The 19,376-nt window shown below is 45.8% G+C and carries 13 protein-coding genes; 6 read left to right on the top strand and 7 right to left on the bottom strand.

Features of this window, described 5'->3' with window-relative positions; all coding sequences use genetic code 11:
- Nucleotide 1: 1 nt before the first annotated feature.
- On the bottom strand, nt 2-3,667 hold the full coding sequence (cobN, locus tag ABDW16_RS09655) for a cobaltochelatase subunit CobN (RefSeq protein ID WP_343669337.1): 3,666 nt from the start codon (nt 3,665-3,667) through the stop codon (nt 2-4).
- Between the two features lies 1 nt (nt 3,668).
- Nucleotides 3,669-4,706: a cobalamin biosynthesis protein CobW gene (cobW, locus tag ABDW16_RS09650; RefSeq protein ID WP_343669336.1), complete on the bottom strand. Its 1,038-nt coding sequence runs from the start codon at nt 4,704-4,706 to the stop codon at nt 3,669-3,671.
- An 84-nt stretch (nt 4,707-4,790) separates the two neighbouring features.
- Between cobW and ABDW16_RS09645 the strand changes: the two genes are divergently transcribed.
- A complete protein-coding gene (locus ABDW16_RS09645; RefSeq protein ID WP_343669334.1) occupies nt 4,791-5,780 on the top strand; it encodes a phosphotransferase in 990 nt (329 codons plus the stop codon).
- Between the two features lie 59 nt (nt 5,781-5,839).
- The gene (locus ABDW16_RS09640) at nt 5,840-7,393 is read left to right on the top strand and encodes a M81 family metallopeptidase (RefSeq protein ID WP_343669333.1); all 1,554 of its coding nucleotides are present in this window, start codon (nt 5,840-5,842) and stop codon (nt 7,391-7,393) included.
- Between the two features lie 29 nt (nt 7,394-7,422).
- Here the strand turns inward: ABDW16_RS09640 and ABDW16_RS09635 are convergent, their stop codons facing one another.
- Both ABDW16_RS09635 and ABDW16_RS09630 read right to left on the bottom strand, forming a co-directional pair.
- Nucleotides 7,423-7,977, bottom strand: coding sequence for an NAD(P)H-dependent oxidoreductase (locus ABDW16_RS09635; RefSeq protein WP_343669332.1), 555 nt, complete (start codon nt 7,975-7,977; stop codon nt 7,423-7,425).
- Between the two features lie 53 nt (nt 7,978-8,030).
- Entirely contained in the window at nt 8,031-8,537 is a 507-nt protein-coding gene (locus tag ABDW16_RS09630) for a hypothetical protein (protein ID WP_343669331.1), read from the bottom strand.
- A 152-nt stretch (nt 8,538-8,689) separates the two neighbouring features.
- Between ABDW16_RS09630 and ABDW16_RS09625 the strand changes: the two genes are divergently transcribed.
- From ABDW16_RS09625 to glgX, 4 genes are read left to right on the top strand one after another with little or no spacing between them, the layout of a single operon-like run.
- Nucleotides 8,690-9,445 (top strand): SDR family oxidoreductase, encoded by a 756-nt coding sequence (locus tag ABDW16_RS09625; protein ID WP_343669329.1) that lies wholly within the window; start codon nt 8,690-8,692, stop codon nt 9,443-9,445.
- 12 nt (nt 9,446-9,457) lie between these two features.
- Nucleotides 9,458-12,076, top strand: a complete 2,619-nt coding sequence (gene ligD / locus ABDW16_RS09620) for a DNA ligase D (RefSeq protein WP_343669328.1) — start codon at nt 9,458-9,460, stop codon at nt 12,074-12,076.
- Nucleotides 12,077-12,079: 3 nt separating this feature from the next.
- On the top strand, nt 12,080-12,811 hold the full coding sequence (locus ABDW16_RS09615; protein WP_343669327.1) for a DNA-formamidopyrimidine glycosylase family protein: 732 nt from the start codon (nt 12,080-12,082) through the stop codon (nt 12,809-12,811).
- A gap of 60 nt (nt 12,812-12,871) precedes the next feature.
- The gene (gene glgX, locus ABDW16_RS09610) at nt 12,872-15,064 is read left to right on the top strand and encodes a glycogen debranching protein GlgX (protein WP_343669325.1); all 2,193 of its coding nucleotides are present in this window, start codon (nt 12,872-12,874) and stop codon (nt 15,062-15,064) included.
- Here glgX and ABDW16_RS09605 read toward each other — a convergent pair.
- From ABDW16_RS09605 to ABDW16_RS09595, 3 genes are all read right to left on the bottom strand, one after another.
- Nucleotides 15,056-16,219: an alpha/beta hydrolase-fold protein gene (locus ABDW16_RS09605; protein ID WP_343669324.1), complete on the bottom strand. Its 1,164-nt coding sequence runs from the start codon at nt 16,217-16,219 to the stop codon at nt 15,056-15,058. The two genes, glgX and ABDW16_RS09605, sit on opposite strands and share 9 nt — an antisense overlap.
- Before the next feature lie 151 nt (nt 16,220-16,370).
- The gene (locus ABDW16_RS09600; RefSeq protein ID WP_343669323.1) at nt 16,371-17,858 is read right to left on the bottom strand and encodes a calcineurin-like phosphoesterase family protein; all 1,488 of its coding nucleotides are present in this window, start codon (nt 17,856-17,858) and stop codon (nt 16,371-16,373) included.
- A 5-nt stretch (nt 17,859-17,863) separates the two neighbouring features.
- Entirely contained in the window at nt 17,864-19,369 is a 1,506-nt protein-coding gene (locus ABDW16_RS09595; RefSeq protein WP_343669322.1) for a DUF5689 domain-containing protein, read from the bottom strand.
- Nucleotides 19,370-19,376 lie beyond the last annotated feature (7 nt).

The following is a 19,376-nucleotide window of genomic DNA, read 5'->3' as shown; positions in this document are numbered from 1 at the left end:
TTTACTCCATATCTACAAACATGTTTTGCAGCTTTTCCAGCGTTTCTGGTTTAGGCGATTGCCACATTCCACGTTGAATAGCTTCCAGCATACGTTCTGTCATATCTTTTAATGCCCATGGGTTTGCCTGTTCTATGAACTGACGATTGTCTTCATTGAACAGGTACTCCTGGGTGATCCCTTCATACATAAAGTCATCTACCAGGTTGGTAGTAGCATCATAAGCAAAAAGATAATCCATAGTAGCCGCCATTTCAAAAGCCCCTTTATAGCCATGACGCTTCACACCGGCCATCCATTTCGGATTCACAACTCTTGAACGGTATACTTTCAGCAACTCTTCTTTCAAGCTCTTGACGCGCGGCGTCTCCGGCCGGGCATGGTCTCCAAAATAAATAGACGGCTGCTCTCCTTTTATCGTTTCCACTGCATTCGCTAATCCCCCCTGGAACTGGTAATAATCATCCGAGTCGAGAATATCATGTTCCCTGTTATCCTGGTTATGCATCACAATCTGCAGGTCGGATAAGCGTTTTTCAAATACCTCATGAGCAGATTCACCTGTCCGGTCAGCACCATAAGCATAACCACTCCAGTTGATATAAATCTTAGCGAGGTCTTCCCGGGTTTGCCAGTTTTTTTCATCTATCACAGCCTGTAGCCCGGCACCATAAGCACCTGGCTTGGCACCGAATACCCGGAAGAGAGATCTTTTGTGGGCTTTGGTTTCATCCAGTCCTTTATTGATCCATTCCTGTTTTTCTGCAAGATAGCGCTTGCGGATAGGGTTTTGCTCCACTGGTTCATCCAGCATAGCAACCTTCTCTACCACAGCATTCAGTAAAGAAATGACATCCGGAAATGCATCCCGGAAAAACCCGGAAATGCGGAGCATGACATCGATACGGGGCCGCCTCAGTTGAATAAGGGGAATAATTTCAAAGTCAGCCACTCTCCTATTGGCGGCCTGCCATACGGGTTGTACCCCCATGAGGGCCAGTGCCTGGGCAATATCGTCTCCACCGGTACGCATAGTACTGGTACCCCATACAGACAAGCCAATGGATTCCGGATAATCCCCCTGCTCCTGCATGTAACGATCGATGATGAGGTTCGCACTTTTTACACCCAGGCTGTAAGCCGCCTGCGTGGGGATAGCACGTACATCTACAGAATAGAAATTTCTTCCTGTAGGTAATACATCCATGCGACCACGGGTGGGTGCACCGGAGCTACCACTGGGTACATACCCTGCATTTAAGCCATGCAGCAGGTTCGTTATTTCCTGTGTGGTACTTTCAATTTTTGGCAAGGTGTGGGTAAGGATATGTTGACAATAGGCTTTTGTGGCTGGTAGATCTATATCAATTCCTTTCAGTATATCTTTCACAATTCCTTCCAGCACCACCACCGCATCCCCATTATTGCGACAATACCTAAACAACGGATGCACACTTTCAAATGGCGTTTCATAATCCCCTGCCAAAGGATCAAATTGTAAATTAAGCTCCTCTGCAGGCACCTGTGTAATTCCCTTCTGGCCTGCAACGGGTACGCGATGCAACGCAATCAGCAAATCAATGAGCTGCTCATCTTCCGGCGCTTTCCCTAAAATGTGCAACCCATCCCGGATCTGCGCTTCCTTTAGTTCGCACAGATAACCATCCAGTTTTAAAAGCAAAGTATCAATATCGGTAACAGCCACCTGCAGATCTGTTTCCAGGTTCGCCTCCTTTACAAGTTGTGTAATTTGCGCACGGATCACTGCTGTACGCTTCGGATCCACACTAAAAGCCTCGTAATATTCATCGATCAGGTGTTCCAGTTTCGTAAGCGTACCATAGTTCTCCGCCCTTGTCATAGGTGGAATGAGGTGGTCGATGATGATGGCATGCGTCCGGCGCTTGGCCTGCGTACCTTCTCCCGGATCGTTCACGATAAACGGGTAGAAATGCGGAACAGGATTTAATAACACAGCAGGGAAACAGCTCTCCTTACTCAAAGCAACACTCTTACCCGGCAACCATTCCAGGTTGCCATGCTTACCACAGTGAATCAGGGCATCGGCCCTGAACACCTCATTCACCCAACAGTAATAAGCGAGGTACCTGTAAGTAGGTGGTAAATCAGGGGAGTGATAGATCGCTTTTTCATCCTGGTTATAGCCACGGGCAGGCTGTATGCTCACGAAGATATTACCAAGCAGACAGCCAGGAATAATAAAGTCTTCTTCCTGCGAAGGCCCCCATTGTTCCAGGACCTTTTCTTTTAACGCAGGTGCTAACCGTTCGAAATATTGTTGAAATGTATCTTTCTCTATACTAATCTGGTAAGGACGATAAAGTGTAGTATCTATATCGTTCGTAACATAATGCGTAATCAGTGTAATTAATTCCTCGCTGGTAGCTGGAATGTAATCACCTGTATCATAACCGGCTGTTTTCAACGCCTGCAGGATTTCCACAATACTCGCAGGCGTATCCAGCCCTACCCCATTTGCCAGCCGGCTATCCTTGTTAGGATAGTTCGGCATGATGAGTGCGATGTGCTTATCTTTTTGCTTTTTCCGCCCAAGCTGTATCCAGTTATTTGCAAAGGCAACCACAAAGTCACACCCTGCTTCATGCGTACTATATTGCAAAATATCTGAATCCGTCAGCGCATCTTTTCCTACAGAAGATTTAAATGAAATAGCCGTAGTAATGATCCGCCCGTCTATCTCCGGCAATGCAATATTCATTGCCACATCTACCGGTGTAAGACCAAATAGATTTTGCTCCCATACCTCTTTTGTGCAGGCAGCAAAGATGGCCTGTATCACGGGTATATCGAGATTATCAAATAAGAAACTTTCGTCCTTATCCATGGACTTGATAGAAAAGCTGGTGGTATTGATGAGCACTTTTACTTTTCCTTTTAATAAGGATTCCAGTTCAAGGAGACTATGCTGATCGCGGAGATTGCTGACAAAGACGATGACCGGTTTTAACTGTTGCTTTTCCAGTGCCTGCACCAGGTAATATACCGGCGCCAGGTTATCTGCCAGGTAATGCGTTTGGTAAACAAGGATAGCTACATCTGCTGTGAAGGAAGAAAGCATGCCCTGTTCCGGATGAAATAAAAACAGGTCAGCAATTTTTTGCGGGGGCGCGAATGTTAATTCTGCTTTAAAGCAATGATGAAATATATAAGCCAATCCATTCTTCAGGTTGTGCTTACCGCCGGCACAGCAGTATTTCCATAGGGTATCTGCAATGGTCACATCTACTGTAGAGCTATTCAGCAATTCTACATCGGGCGCATCATAACCCGGCAGAAAGAGTACGGGGATATTGTTCTGTTCACAGGCAATGCTAATCGCTTCGAATAAATAAGGATAGTAATTCCTGCCGCCCAGCAACCGGCAGATCACCAGCTTTGCATGGCTGATCACTTCCTCTACATATTTATCGATAGTCAGTTCCTGCTTCAGGTATACCAGGTTGGCAATTCGCAGGGAGGGCAGCTGTGGGTGAGCGGAGTGCAGTTCCCGGTAAGCATTGTTCAGTGAATGGATCTCCGTATCGGCAGCAGAGAGGAATACAACGTCTCCTGCAGATTGCTGTATGTGGAAGACCCCATCCCCGTTGGGATTCCACCCACCGGGGATTGTTGGGATCAGGTGCATATTAGTTTAACTTTTCGTGTAACAGTGCAGACAGGTCTTTATCTATCAGTTCATCGCCGATGAATACCAGGCTGGTTTTGCGGGTTTCACCATCTTTCCATTTACGGTCAAAGTAATGGTCGAAACGGTGAGATACACCTTGCAATACCATACGCATAGGTTTGGCAGGAATATCGATAAAGCCTTTGATACGGTATATCTCATGCTCTGCTACCATTTCTTTCAGTGCGGCTACAAGCGATTCCGGGGTATGCGGTGCCGTTACTGTGACTACGATAGAGTCTATATCGTCATCGTGGTGGTGATCCAGTCCATTGGCATGATCTTCCTCATGGTGGGAGTGACGGCTTTCCAGGTCATTTTCGGCAGCTGCATTTACACCCAGCAGTACTTCTGCAGGCACATCGCCATTGTTGGCCGTCACCATCTTCACATTAGGACGAAGTTTGCTGCTGATAATGCCAGTTACGGTTTCGAACTGTAATTCTTCCAGCAGGTCCTTCTTAGTTAGCACAACGAGGTCTGCACAGGAGAGCTGGTCTTCAAAAAGTTCCTCGATCGGTGTTTCATGATCGAGGGAGTCATCGGCCAGGCGCTGTGCCTGTACACGTTCACGGTCACATATCTCGCCGGTTGCCTGCCCTACCAGGTCTACAACAGTCACCACCGCATCCACAGTGATCCGGGATTTCAGGTCAGGCCAGTTGAATGCATGCAGCAGTGGCTTAGGCAGTGCAAGACCAGAAGTTTCGATGATGATATGATCGATGGTATCTCTTCTTTCCATCAGTTGCAACATCACTGGCAGAAATTCTTCCTGTACCGTACAGCACAGGCAACCATTGTTCAGTTCCAGCACATCTTCTTCGTTGGAGCAGCACGATTTAATCAACTCTCCATCTATGCCCATTTCACCAAATTCATTCACGATCACTGCAAGACGACGGCCATTGGCATTTTGAATCAGGTTGCGGATCAACGTGGTCTTTCCGGAGCCTAAGAACCCCGTAATGATGGTTACCGGTATTTTGGAAGTCATGTTATTTGTTTTGTGTAGGGCGCTAAAATACGTGATTTTTATATACTTTTACTGGCCCCATTTAAACCCATTTATATTTATACCATGACACATTTACCGGTAGTTAGTTCCATTTTGTCGGCCCCATACCTGGTCCCTTTATTTCAGGTCAAGTATAATCTGAGTCGTGATACAACCTGCAGGTTGCTGAAAGCAGGCGTCAATCACAGTTACCTCGTGACCGATGGTGACAATAAGTACATCTTCAGGGTGTACTGCATCAACTGGCGTACGAAACAGGATATTACAGAAGAAATCCGGCTGTTAAATTTATTGCGCGCCCACGAAATGCCGGTATCTTACCCTATCGAAGATTTTGACAACGACTATTTGCAGCTGTTGCATGCACCTGAAGGGTTACGCTACGGTGTTATGTTCTCCTACGCCCATGGAGAAAAGGTTCTACAATACCCCACAGCACTGCATTACAAGATGGGCGTCACAGTGGCCCGCCTCCACCAGGTAACAGAAAATTTCAAACTGAACAGGGTGGAATATACCCCTTCTGTAATGGTGGTCGATTCTTTCGAAAGACTGAAAGGCTACCTGCCATTGGAAACAGCAGAGATGCAGTGGATGCAGCAGGCACAGGACTACCTATTGAAGTTGTATGCCACCATCGATCATAGCAAAGTACGACATGGCGTAGTACATATGGACCTGTGGTTTGACAACATGAATATTAATAACGAAGCGTTCACAATTTTTGACTTTGATTTTTGTGGAAATGGCATGTTGTGTTACGATCTGGCTTATTACATCCTGCAGGTGCATAGCACGGAAAAGGAAAATATGGAGGTGTGTAAAGAAAAGGTGGCAGCCTTCCTGGAGGGATATACTTCCGTAATGCCCATTTCGGAAGAAGAAAAAGCATTGCTACCGGCCCTGGGTATAAGTATGTATTTCTTCTACCTTGGCATCCAGTGTCAGCGGTATGAGGACTGGTCAAATACTTTCCTGCATGAGGTATACCTGAAGCGGTTTATCAACCTGTTAATAAAGCGGTATGCCGATTTATATGAACTGGCTGTCTAAAATCAGCTACCATTCCCACAAATTTTTGATTACTTTTCAGGGAATCAAAGTGAATACTTATGAAACGTGTGTTTTTTCTAATGGCAGGTTACTGCCTGTTGGGTGGCGCCGTGGCACAGCAAAAACTGCCCCGTATAGCCATCGCCGGTCTCGCTATTGAGTCCAGCACATTCTCTCCTGCCACGTCGGACGAAGCCGCTTTCAAGGCGCAGTATGGCGATGAAGTATTCAAAACTTATCCGTTTATGTCTGCAGACTCACCCCTGCGTAAAGCAGCGGTATGGTTCCCGACTATCACCGGCCATGCATTGCCGGGTGGTGCCGTGACCAAAGAAGCTTATGAATCGCTGGTAAAAAAAACACTGGATTCATTAAAGCAACACCTCCCCTATGATGGTTTGTATTTCGACATACATGGGGCAATGAGTGTGGTGGGAATGGAAGATCCGGAAGGCGATTTTATTGTACGTATCCGTAAGGTAGTAGGCACTAAAACCCTGATCAGTACATCTATGGATTTGCATGGGAATGTGAGCTGGAGACTGGCTGAGAACACCGACCTCATTACCTGTTACCGCATGGCCCCACATGAAGATGCGCTGGATACAAAAGAAAGAGCTGTTCGCAACCTGGTAGATCGCCTCAAAAGCGGCAAAGGCAAACCTGCTTACAAAGCATGGATTCCTGTACCCATCTTACTGCCGGGCGAAAAGACATCTACCCGTATAGAACCCGGCAAGAGTTTATATGCACAGGTAGATCCGGCTTCCAGGCTGCCCGGGGTGATTGATGCAGCCATCTGGATTGGGTATGCATGGGCAGATGAGCCCCGCAACCATGCCGTAGTAATGGTGACTGGCGACGACAAGGAAAATGTAACCACAGCAGCAGAGAAACTGGCGCATAGTTTCTGGGATGTGCGAAAACAATTTGCATTTGTGGCACCGACTGCTACCTTGCAGGAAGCACTGGATGCGGCTGTAAAGAGCGACAAACATCCTTTCTATATCAGTGACTCAGGTGATAACCCAACTGCGGGTGGTGCGGGCGATGTGACGTGGACATTGACACAGATACTGGCACGTCCGGAATTTAAATCAGAAAATGGACCAACGTTGATTTATGCAAGTATTCCGGGCCCTGACCTTGTAAAGAAAGCCATTGAGCTCGGAGTTGGGAAGCATATAGAAGCAGCCGCAGGTGCAAAGGTAGATGCGCGTTTTGCAGGTCCTGTAAAGCTCTCTGGTACGATTGAGTCAATTGAATATGGTGATAAGGATGCCCTGGTAGAGGTAGTGGTGAAGGTGGGGAGTGTGCATGTAATTGTGACACAGAAGCGGAAGCCTTATCATAAAGAAAAGGATTTTACACGTTTGGGATTAAATCCACGTAAGGCGGATATTGTGGTGGTGAAGATCGGGTATCTTGAACCAGAGTTGTATAATATGCGTGCAGATTGGTTGCTGGCACTGACACCGGGTGGTGTGGACCAGAACCTGGAACGGTTGGGGTATAAGCATATAACACACCCGATGTTCCCCGTTGATAAGGATATGAAGGATCCAGATCTGAGGGCGAGGTTGGTACCGGCGGCGGATAAATTAAAGAAGTAACCTGGTTGGCATGTTTAGCAACATGCCAACTATGCATTCTTATTAGCCCAATCAATATAAGCTCCTACCGCCTTTGCAATAAACTCCTTCCTCTCCCCTTCTTTCAGGTTCCCCGCATCATCAAACAACTCGTGGGATTTTTGAATATACACTTCGGGCTGTTGCATAACAGGAATATTAAGGAAAACCAGGCATTGCCGCAGGTGGTGATTCGCGCCAAACCCGCCTATATTACCGGGAGAATTACTAAACACTGCAGCTGGCTTACCATTCCATACACTTTTGCCATAAGGTCTTGAACCTACATCCAGCGCATTTTTTAAAACTGCAGGTATAGACCTGTTGTGTTCAGGCGTTACGAAAATAACTCCATGCAGGGATTGTATCGCATTTCTAAAAGTAACATAGGCAGCAGGAACATTGTGGTGATCATCAAAGTCCTGGTTGTAAATGGGCAACTCATCAATAGGGATGATTTTAAACTCAACCCCTTCAGGCGCCATGGAGAGCAATCCATTGGCTATTTTCTTCGAAAATGATTCTTTACGCAGGCTGCCTGCAATAACGCCTATAATCTTGCTCATAATACTTGATTTTTAGCATTTACCACGGCAATGATAGTGCCACGCCAATATTATCAGGATAACCCTTTCAATCTTTCTCTTTGCTGCCCCCTTTTCAAAGAAAAGATTTTCAGGGATGCTTCCACTTCCGAAGTATAATCAATCAGCACCTGGATCTTTGCAAGCAATTGAAGCTGCTGGGGGCTATCTACTATTAATCGAAAATCCTGGTTTTCGGAACCACCTTCCGCACTCTGAACAGTACCTTCGGGCTGAAAGTCCTGCTGCTCACTCATCGCCAATCGCTCCAATACCTGATCCCTATTGATCTCTGCTTCCTCCAAAAGTATATCAATCATATAATCCGCAGCCCTGTAATCCACCTGCTGCTCTCTCAAAAAAGCAGCCAAATCGGCTGGACTCAAACTATCAAAAAACGCCTTATTCCCAAACTTCGTCCCATTAAACGCAGCTTTAATCTCCTCCCGCGCCTTTGCAGGCTGATCCTTTTTGCGAGCTATAATCGCTCTCAGGGCTCTTCCCAGCTCCTCTATCATTTCTAAAATATAATCTATCGGCATATCAACAGCGAATTTAACATTTATAAATAAAGCCATTCTGCACAATGGCATAATTCTGGAAGTTTGTAAGACAAACAAGCAATTTGCTACCAGTCACAACAGCTTTTTGAAAACTAAAATACTTTATTGAAAAAACCTAAAACAACTGAGTTATGGAAGCAATCACCCAAAATACTCCACAAAAATACAATCATGAAATGCCTTGTGGAGATAACGAAACAGAAGGCGAGCCCGAAACATATATCTTCCCGTCCATTGTATACGACACAGCAAAAGACGGGTGCCACCGTCTTCAGGGCCAGGTTGCGCTGCTAGAGGGCGGAGACACTGGCTTGGGCCGCGCCGTTGCCGTTCAGTTTGCCAAAGAAGGCGCGGAAGTTGCTATCCTTTTCAATGATGATGGCAGTCATGCCAGGGAAACGGCAGACATGATCAGTGAATATGGCAAACAGGCACTCCTGATTTTCTGCGACGTGACAAAAGAGAATAGTTGTAAGCAAGCTGTCGATAAAACGATCAGCTGGTTTGGAAAGATCGATATACTTGTCAATAATGCAGCATTGGAAAATATCGTTCCGCAATATTACCTGGTCAATCATACCATTCCGCACCTGGCAGCAGGAAGCAGCATTATCAATACTTCCACCCAGGAGACCATTATCGACTTTACCAGGGCCCTGTCTTCCCAGCTTATAAAAAAGGGAATCAGGGTAAATGGAGTAGCCCCCGGCGCCATATGGAATTCGGCTGTCAGGAACATTACTGATTTTGGAAAAGATTCGCTTTTCGGATATGCCGCTCACCCTGCAGATATTGCGCCCTGCTATATTTTCCTGGCCTCAGAAGATGCGGCCTTTATCTCCGGAGAAGTATTGCATCCGAACGGAGGTACGGTAATGACCCGTTAAAAAATAAACGCTATGAGCTTAACTAAGTACAGGCAAAAAAGAACCTTTTCGAAAACACCTGAACCAACAGGTGGTAAGAGTGATAATAAGGAATTGCATTTTGTCGTACAAAAGCATGATGCTTCACGTCTGCATTATGATTTCAGGCTGGAAATGAACGGGGTACTTAAAAGCTGGGCAATACCAAAAGGGCCATCTATGGATCCGGCTGTGAAAAGACTGGCCATGATGGTGGAGGATCATCCTTATGATTATAAGGACTTTGAAGGAGTGATTCCAGCGGGCAACTATGGTGCAGGCACGGTGATCGTTTGGGATGAAGGAACATATGTGCCGCAGGTAAGCGGGAAGAAGGAATTGCTGCATGCGATTGAAAACGGGAAGCTGCATTTTATTTTGGAGGGAGAAAAACTGAAAGGAGAATTTGCGCTGGTGAAAACGCATGGCAGAGGCGAGAATGCGTGGCTGTTGATGAAGATAAAGGATAAATATGCTGGTACGGCAGATGTGACGAAGAAAGAGAAGTCTGTTTTATCCGGCAGAACACTTGCACAGGTAGAGAAAGAGCCGGAGAAGGTTTGGAAGAGTAACAGGGAGGAAAAGGCAACTAAAAGAAATTCAAAAACAAAAACCGAAGCAACTGAAGCAGCGCCCACGCACCCTGAAAAAGACTTTTCCACCCTACTATCAAAGGGCAAAAAAGCCCCCATGCCAAAAGAAATCAAACCCATGCTGGCAACCCTCACAGAAAAACCATTTGATAAAAAAGACTGGTTCTATGAAGTAAAATGGGACGGCTACAGGGCTATCAGCTATATAAATAAAGGTACCGTAACCATCCTCTCCAGGAATCAACTTCCCTTCAATAAAAAATTTGATGTAATTGCCGATGCCCTGCAGGAATGGAATGCAAAAGCTGTGATTGACGGAGAGATAGTCGCATTGAATGCAGAAGGTAATCCTGATTTCCAGGCATTACAAAATTACCTGAAAACGGGGAAGTCTGTACAACTGGCTTACTATGTCTTTGATTTGTTGTGGTACAATGGTTACGATATTACAGATCTGTCTTTATTAGAAAGAAAAGAAATTTTACGACAGGTATTACCACTGGATAACGACTTCATAAAGTTTAGCGAACATATCACAGGAGAAGGCACCGCCTTCTATAAAGCAGCACTGAAAAAAGGGCTGGAAGGTATCATGGCCAAAGATGCGGATAGTACCTATTCTCCAGGCCGCCGTTCTGATAGCTGGCTGAAAATTAAAAACAACCTGCAAACAGAAGCTATTATCTGTGGATATACTGCGGGCAGAAACAGCCGAAAGCATTTCGGTGCGGTAATATTAGGGAAGTATAAGAATGGGGTATTACATTATATAGGTCATACCGGAGGCGGATTTGATACGAAGTCACTGAAGGAATTGTATGATAAATTCCAGCCTTTGGTGACAAATAAGTCTCCTTTTAAAGTAAAGCCTAAAACCAATATGCCGGCCACCTGGCTGAAACCTGAGTTAGTGTGCGAAGTGAAGTTTGCGGAGGAAACAAGGGAAGGCATTTTGAGACAACCTGTTTTTCTTGGATTGAGAGAGGACAAGAGTGCGAAGAATGAGAAGAAAGAAAAAGTAGTGGCGGCACCTGCCTCTGATAAAAATACAAAGACAATGAAAACCACTTCAAAAAAAAAGCCCATTAGCGGCTTCCTTCCCGAAGACGAAAACGAAGTAGAAATAAAAATCGACGGACACCTCCTCAAGTTCACCAATCTTGACAAGATCTACTGGCCGGACGAAGGTATCACCAAACGGGACATGCTCAACTACTACGCGGCCATCTCCGATACCATCCTCCCCTACCTCGTCGACCGTCCGCAATCCCTGAACAGGTTCCCCGATGGTATAAAAGGCTTCCACTTCTATCAAAAAAATGTAGAAGATAAAGTTGCTGACTGGATTGAAACCTTTCCATACGTCAGTGAATCAGACGGTGAAACAAAAAGCTTCTTAGTCTGCAAAGACAAAGCCACTCTTCTCTACATGGCGAACCTGGGTTGCATAGAACTAAACCCCTGGCATAGCCGCATCAAAAAACCAGACAATCCCGACTACTGTCTCATCGACCTGGATCCGGACACCAACGATTTCAATGAAGTGATTCAAACTGCCCTTGAAATAAAAAAACTGCTGGATGATGCAGGCGCCGATGCATATATCAAAACCTCCGGCTCCACCGGCATGCACATTCTCATTCCCCTGGGTGCCAAATATACCTTCGATCAATCCCGGATGCTCGCAGAACTGATCGTTCAGATCATCAATAAACGACTACCTGACACTACAAGTATTGAACGCTCACCTGCTAAACGAAAAGGAAAGATCTACCTGGATTACCTCCAGAACAGGCAGATCCAGACAATGGCCGTGGCCTATTCTTTAAGACCCAAACCCGGTGCCACCGTATCCGCACCGCTTAAATGGGAAGAAGTTAAAAAGGGACTCAGCATCAAACATTTTGACATGTTCAACATGCCTGAGAGAATCGCCCAAAAGGGAGACCTGTTAAAAGGATTATTAGGGAAAGGAATCAATATGCAACAGGTACTGAATAAACTTCAAAAATTTATCTGACAAATGCCCGAAGGCCCTTCCATCGTAATTCTAAAAGACGCCCTCTCCCACTTCAAAGGCAAAAAAGTCCTTGAAGCCTCCGGCTATGCCAAAATCAATCTGCTTCAGCTAAAAGGTAAAAAAATAACCGCCATCAAAAGCTGGGGCAAACACCTGCTCATCTGCTTCAAAAACTTCACCATCCGCATCCACCTCCTCCTCTTCGGCACCTATCGTATCAACGACCGCAAAACATCCAACCCCACCCTCCGCCTCTCCTTCGAAAAAGATGAACTCAATTTCTATACCTGCGCCGTCAATATCATCGACGAACCACTGGACGAAGTCTACGACTGGGAAATCGACTTACTCAGCGACCAATGGAACGCAAAAAAGGTAATGAAACAACTAAAAAAGGTTCCTGGCATGCTGGTCTGCGATGCCCTCCTCAACCAGGATATCTTTGCCGGTTCGGGCAATATCATAAAAAATGAAGTCTTATTCCGCATCCACCTCCACCCGCTCAGCAAAGTGGGGAAATTACCCCTTAAAAAGAAGAAAGAACTCATACTCGAAGCCCGTCAGTACAGCTTCGACTTCCTCGCCTGGAAAAAAGCATTTGTATTGAAACAACACTGGCTTGCTCATACCCGCAAAACCTGTCCCCGCTGCCATATCCCATTCATTAAAGAATACCTTGGCACCACCCGGCGAAGATCCTTTTTTTGCAGTAATTGCCAGTTTTTATATGACTAACGATTGTAATGGCATGAATTTTACCACCTTATGCCATAGAATCAATTGCCGTTGAAATTAATGAATACCAAGATGCAGACCTCCGGTCAACCAGCTCACATCACCCCAGGTAGCCCATATCCATTAGGTGCCACCCCTGATGACAATGGCGTTAACTTCGCCATCTACGCCGATTATGCCGAAGGCGTAGAACTTTGCCTCTTTAATAGCCTCTCAGACCCAAAAGAATCGCAACGCATCAAAATAGTTGAGCGGTTTCATCAGGTATGGCATGTGCATGTAGCCGGCCTCAAACCCGGCCAACTCTACGGCTATCGCGTAACGGGCCCTTACAACCCCGGAGAAGGCAGCCGTTTCAATGTAAATAAATTACTATTAGACCCCTACGCAAAAGCCATCGGCGGTACCATCAACTGGCACGATTCCCTCTTTGGGTACCAGATAGGAAGCCCCGACGAAGACCTGAGTTTCAGCGAAAAAGACAGCGCGCCATATATTCCCAAATGCGTCGTGGTATCTGATGCTTTCGACTGGGAAGACGATCAATTTCCCAAAATCCCTTACAATGAAACCATCATCTACGAGATGCATGTAAAAGGATTTACCCAAACACACCCTGATATTCCCGAAGAAATCCGGGGTACCTATGCAGCTATCGGCCACCCGGTGACGATCGATTACCTGCAGCAACTGGGTGTGACTGCCATTGAATTAATGCCCGTCCACCACTTTGTGGCAGAAAGACACCTCGTGGAAAAAGGACTGACTAACTACTGGGGCTATAATACCATCGGGTACTTTGCGCCTGATGCCAGGTATTCCTCCAAAGGTATCCAGGGTGAACAGGTAACCGAATTCAAGGAAATGGTCAAAGCGCTCCATAAAGCCGGTATCGAAGTATTCCTGGATGTCGTATACAACCATACTGCCGAAGGTAACCATATGGGCCCCACTCTGAGCTTCAGGGGAGTAGATAATTGCAGTTATTACCGCCTTACAGAAGATAAGCGCTACTATATGGATTATACCGGCACAGGCAATACCCTGAATGCCCAGCTGCCCAACGTATTGAGACTGATCATGGATAGCCTGCGCTACTGGGTACAGGAAATGCACGTTGACGGATTTCGTTTCGATCTCGCCGCTGCCCTCGCCCGGGAACTGCATGAAGTGAACAGCCTGAGTGCATTCTTCGAAATTATCTACCAGGACCCCGTGATCAGCCAGGTAAAGCTGATTGCAGAACCCTGGGATGTAGGCGAAGGTGGCTACCAGGTGGGTAAGTTTCCCCCCGGATGGGCGGAATGGAATGGCAAATACAGGGATTGCATCAGGGGCTACTGGAAAGGGGATGAAAGTATGCTGGCCGAGTTTGCCCTCCGGTTTACCGGCAGTCCGGACCTGTACCAGGCAGATTATCGCCTGCCTACCGCCAGTATCAATTTCATTACTGCCCATGATGGTTTTACCCTGCATGACCTGGTTACCTACAATGACAAGCATAACGAAGCAAATGGCGAGGATAATAAGGATGGGGCCAACGATAATGTGTCGTTCAACTGGGGCGCCGAGGGTGAAACTGATGATCCTGGTATCAATAGCATACGCGCACAGATAAAACGCAATTTTATAGCGACCCTGTTTCTTTCACAAGGGGTTCCCATGCTGGTGGCGGGCGATGAACTGGGCAATACGCAGCATGGCAACAATAATGCTTATTGCCAGGATAATGAAATCAGCTGGTTGGATTGGGCCAAACAGGATGCGGAATTGCTGGAATTTACACGGTCTATGATCAGGTTACGACAATCGCATACCTCATTTGCAAGACCGGGATGGTTTCAGGGACTGGCGATTAAAGGCGTGGAAGATATTGGCTGGTTCCAACCTGATGCAATGGAAATGCAGGAAGATCACTGGAAGGAATATTACGCAAAATCTATCGGTATTTTCCTGAACGGGAAAGGGTTGAGAGCTGTAAATGAAAAAGGAGAAAAAATGGTGGATGATACCTTCTATGTTATTTTCAATGCGCACCAGGATACGATAGCGTATACATTGCCCCCTGAAAAATATGCAAAGGAATGGGAACGGATATTAGATACCAGTGTGTGGAAAACGGAAGATAAAGAAAAGTACCCGGCAGGTAGTAAGGTGAATATTCCCGGACACTCTATTTCATTATTCATTCATAAAGAAGGATTGGAGCCGGTACCGGGTTTACCTGTTCCTGAAGTGAGGCGTTCAATGTAACGCCTTTTCCAGCTTCCCCCTTGTCCCGGCATTCTCCCGCAGAGATAACGCCTTCTTCCACGCTAAAATCGCTTTGGGAAGGTTATTGGTTTCTTTATAAAAATCTCCCATACTATCATATACATTATAACTACCAGGATGATAATCTATATTCATTTGAAAACACAATTCAGATTTCGCATACCGCTTATCCATTAAATTCCAATACCCCATCTGGTTCAGAAACCATTCGGGAGGACGAACCTCATAACCCATATCCTGAGACAATACTTTATAATGATCGATCACAAGATTTTTTAATGAATCTGCAGGGCTGTCATCAAAGTACAGATAAGTAGGAAAACGATAGTGTGGGAAGATAAATCTCAATCCATCGTAAATGGCGATGAATGGAACAGAGTGATGGTCATCATCCGGGTAGTATTTATAATCCCACCGGAGGTGGTTCTTATTCTTTTTCAGTAGCGTAGTCAGGTCAAGGATTGCGCTGGTATGGCGCCCACCCATGGTGGTATCACCATGTACGACAGCAGTATCCAAAGCAGGATTCAGGGTATGTGCAATAGCAAGAAAATAATTTTTGTGACTAAAATCCTGTTGCAGCAATGGCGCCGCCTCTTTTAAAATAGCACTATTATTATAAAATATACTAGGATCGGAGGCGATATAGGCGTTGAATAAGTCTTTGTGATGGAATAAGGTATTGGTGGCATACCAACCTCCTAATGAATGGCCGATCAATACACGGTAAGGTGCTGTCGGGTATTTTTTTTCAATATAAGGGAAGAGTTCTTTTTCGAAAAAACTGGTGAGGTCTGCTGGTTGCTCTGCCATGTTCTTCGTTCTGTTGCCGGGTGTATTGAGGATACCTACGATGATCATTTGAGGGAATACAGAATTACCTTCATTAACAGCAAGGGACTGAATCATCGTTTGTAAAGAAGCAAATTGCGAATTGCCGTCAAGGAGGTAGATGACAGGATAAGCTGCCCGCTGAAAATAAGCCGTATCATCAATAGGTGTAGGTGTATAAATCCAGAGAGGACGATTTTCTTTTAGTATAGTAGAATAGATACTGTCCTGCTGCCCGAATGAGACCAGTTGAGCATGGGCGAATGATTGAATAAGGCACAAAAAAAGGATGAGTCGTTTCATGGATGGAATTTTCTCCGAAGGTTGACTATTTGCAGAAGAAAATTTTTTATTAGTGATGAAACGATCATTATATGGGATAAAAAAACGGGAGTTCAGGGCCTTCGCCTTCGGCAAAAGCCATGAACTCCCGGCTGGCAACCAATAGCGGGCGTTAAATCATCTCCTCATACACATTTCCAAACCGATCCGTCGCCTTCACTGTTATCTTCTTAGCCGATGCCGACGGCTTCGCAAAAAACATATGATCTGTCAATGTCGGCTCCACAAACTTATGCTTCTTCGGCAACTCCGGCCCTAAATACAACTCCACCGCCCAGGGATCAAACGCTACTCTCCGTTCCATCTCACCCTTACTCACCCCATCCTCAAACCACTCTACTTTCCACTTACGATCCCAGTTCCATACATTCACCGCTATCTCATCAGGCGCTGCCTGTACACGCCCCTTTTCATATATACGTAACTGTTTTTCTTTTGACAAACCAGTTCCTTTATACACCCATTTGATATCCGTGCCATCTACATCATAAATACCATACCCTGCCGGCGTACCATCACTACAAATCGGCCCGGTCCACCATGCACCACATACCGTACCATGATTGTGTTCCATCATATCACCTTCCTCCCAGTTATCATTAAAGTGTGTATGCCCACTCATGATATGTACTTTATAAGGCGCCAGCATCTTGTACAACTTCTTCCTGTTCGCCACTGTACCACCACCCGGTTCATCTTTCTTCCCATCTCTCCGTGCCTGACCTGTATAAGTAGGAATGTGCAAACTCAATACAATCATACTACCCGGCTTTACCTGCGCCAGGTCCTGATCCAGCCATTGTAGCTGGTTCTCCGTCATGTAACCAATATAGTTTTTTGCTTCACCTAAAAAGAACACATCATCCAATACGATATAATGTACCTCACCCCTATTGAAAGAATAATAAGTAGGCCCAAAATGAGATTTGAATGTATTTGCAGAACCATCATCTGTCCTTGCCTCATTATCCATATCATGGTTCCCGATCACATTAAAGAATGGAATACCACACAACTCCACCGCCCTGCGATATCCATGGTACAACTCAAATTCATCCCATACCAGGTCGCCACAACCTATACCATGTATCAGCGTATCCTTTGGATAAGACTTAATCACTCCCTGCAGGTCAGGAACAGATTCCTTCAGCAACTGATCCACGTCTTTCTGTGACTTCATCTGCGGATCTGCCCAAACCACAAAGGTATGCTTTGTATCATCCACCTTCAGTTTCTCCAGTTTGAAATCGGCCGTAAAGGATGGTTTATTTTTAGGAATAGGTTGATAGAAGGATGCAATACTCCGCTCTTCCGGAAATGCATAACCACGTGGCACGCTGATATACACAAACTCTGCCGTACCATTGGATTGCAACTCATATGCACCGTTTTTGTCAGTAAGGGTAATATTTATTCCATCTGTCACCGGTACGCCCGCCACACCTTTCCCTTCACACAGCACTTTGCCTTTGAGGCTCACGGTAGAAAGGTCAATATTATTAGCACGCAGCAAAGGTTTTGCATTCACAATTGCGGCCGGCAAGGCTAACAATGAGCCGGTTACACCTACGTTCTTTAAAAAGTTCCTTCTGTTAAGCATACGTTTTATTTAATTGTTGTAGCGCCTTCACCTTCAATATCGGTTATCGCTGATGTAGTAGTCAGTTGTTTATTGTTCTGTGCACGTGCCTGTACCCATTTACCAAGCGACACATTGTACACACCACCCAGCATATTGAAAATACCCAGGTCTGCCGTATTGTACGACAGGGCCAAAGTATTGGAACCCTGACGGTAGAAAGGCTGTTCTTCCAGCGTAATCGGGTTAATGATGTCATAAAAATCCGTATTGGCAATGCGATACCCCTTCGCAGGAGGCCCTGCTGTAAATAAGCTACCACCTGTAGAAATCCAGATCACATCTACCGGTTTGGAGTCTACCGTCACTACCGAATCCTGGAACACCGCCATACCAAAGGCATTCCCGCTATTCGCCATCAAACCTGTCGTCGCTGTACCAAAACCATCTCCCCCTGTAGTCGTATAGTCGAATGTCCGGATCCAGTTAGCACTGCTGATATCTGTTGATTTAGAACCGTTGATCTTTTTACCGATACCACCCACATAGAAGAAGGTACCTTTCGCAGCTTTGCCGGAGTAGAGATTGAATTTAAAAGAACGTTTCTCACCTGTGGCCCATCCCTTGGATGGATAACCTGTAGGCGTGCTGGCATTCGCATTGTTCGTCACTACCACTGCAAATGGAGTGGTGGCAAAGTCGATATCTCTTGTCGCCATCATCTGTATATATTCATAGTTACCATCCGCACCACTGGCGTCTGACATAAAGCCGGTAATGATCACAGGCGCGATAGAAATTTCTGAACTCAATACGCTGACATCTGCTGCCGTACGCATACGGAATTCAGGCGTATTATCTGCACCCACGAATACAATACCGTAGAAGTTGGCACTCACCGGGGCTGCGACCTGTGCAAATGCACTGGTATCTGCTGTACGTAACAACAGGTTTCCAAAGCCATCATTCAATACCTTATCACCCGCCAATACCTCGCCCTTGGCAGGCAAAGGATCGAATCCACCTTTTACCACAATCGCCAGTGTACTTTCATAATCGCCGGGGTTCGCCAGGATAGCTGCAGTGGTGACACGGTTAATAGGAATGGTATTTCCTGAAGAGATCTTTCTCATGTTCGCAGCCGATACACCAGTCAGTTCCAGCCTGCCGTCTACTTTTTCCAATACTGCACCCTGTACATCAATCACCACCGAATCGCCCGGTACATAACTATTCGCTACATCCCCCAGGTTAATCGCAATCCCTCTCAGTTTTGACAAGCGGCGCGCATCCTGCACGATGAGCAGTCCGGCAGGCAAATTGCCGCCGCTGTGATCAGATACGACCATGGCTGCTATACTGGTAGAGCCGAGCATATTGTCCTGGCTGAGCGTGACGGGTTTTGACTTATACAGATTCCTGATATCGTATATCGAAATATAAGGGCTGATTCTGCCACCGGGATAGGTCTCACTTTTTTCACAACCCCAAACAAATAATACAAGTGGTAAGTATACTAAGAATTTCTTCATTGTAAGA

The organism is Chitinophaga sp. (assembly GCF_039596135.1).
Lineage (GTDB): Bacteria > Bacteroidota > Bacteroidia > Chitinophagales > Chitinophagaceae > Chitinophaga.
This window is presented reverse-complemented; position numbering and strand designations above follow the sequence as displayed.

Bases quoted from the DNA above. Each gene is read 5' to 3' on its own strand.
- cobN (WP_343669337.1), bottom strand. From the start codon at position 3,667: ATGCACCTGATCCCAACAATCCCCGGTGGGTGGAATCCCAACGGGGAT.
- cobW (WP_343669336.1), bottom strand. From the start codon at position 4,706: ATGACTTCCAAAATACCGGTAACCATCATTACGGGGTTCTTAGGCTCC.
- ABDW16_RS09645 (WP_343669334.1), top strand. From the start codon at position 4,791: ATGACACATTTACCGGTAGTTAGTTCCATTTTGTCGGCCCCATACCTG.
- ABDW16_RS09640 (WP_343669333.1), top strand. From the start codon at position 5,840: ATGAAACGTGTGTTTTTTCTAATGGCAGGTTACTGCCTGTTGGGTGGC.
- ABDW16_RS09635 (WP_343669332.1), bottom strand. From the start codon at position 7,977: ATGAGCAAGATTATAGGCGTTATTGCAGGCAGCCTGCGTAAAGAATCA.
- ABDW16_RS09630 (WP_343669331.1), bottom strand. From the start codon at position 8,537: ATGCCGATAGATTATATTTTAGAAATGATAGAGGAGCTGGGAAGAGCC.
- ABDW16_RS09625 (WP_343669329.1), top strand. From the start codon at position 8,690: ATGGAAGCAATCACCCAAAATACTCCACAAAAATACAATCATGAAATG.
- ligD (WP_343669328.1), top strand. From the start codon at position 9,458: ATGAGCTTAACTAAGTACAGGCAAAAAAGAACCTTTTCGAAAACACCT.
- ABDW16_RS09615 (WP_343669327.1), top strand. From the start codon at position 12,080: ATGCCCGAAGGCCCTTCCATCGTAATTCTAAAAGACGCCCTCTCCCAC.
- glgX (WP_343669325.1), top strand. From the start codon at position 12,872: ATGAATACCAAGATGCAGACCTCCGGTCAACCAGCTCACATCACCCCA.
- ABDW16_RS09605 (WP_343669324.1), bottom strand. From the start codon at position 16,219: ATGAAACGACTCATCCTTTTTTTGTGCCTTATTCAATCATTCGCCCAT.
- ABDW16_RS09600 (WP_343669323.1), bottom strand. From the start codon at position 17,858: ATGCTTAACAGAAGGAACTTTTTAAAGAACGTAGGTGTAACCGGCTCA.
- ABDW16_RS09595 (WP_343669322.1), bottom strand. From the start codon at position 19,369: ATGAAGAAATTCTTAGTATACTTACCACTTGTATTATTTGTTTGGGGT.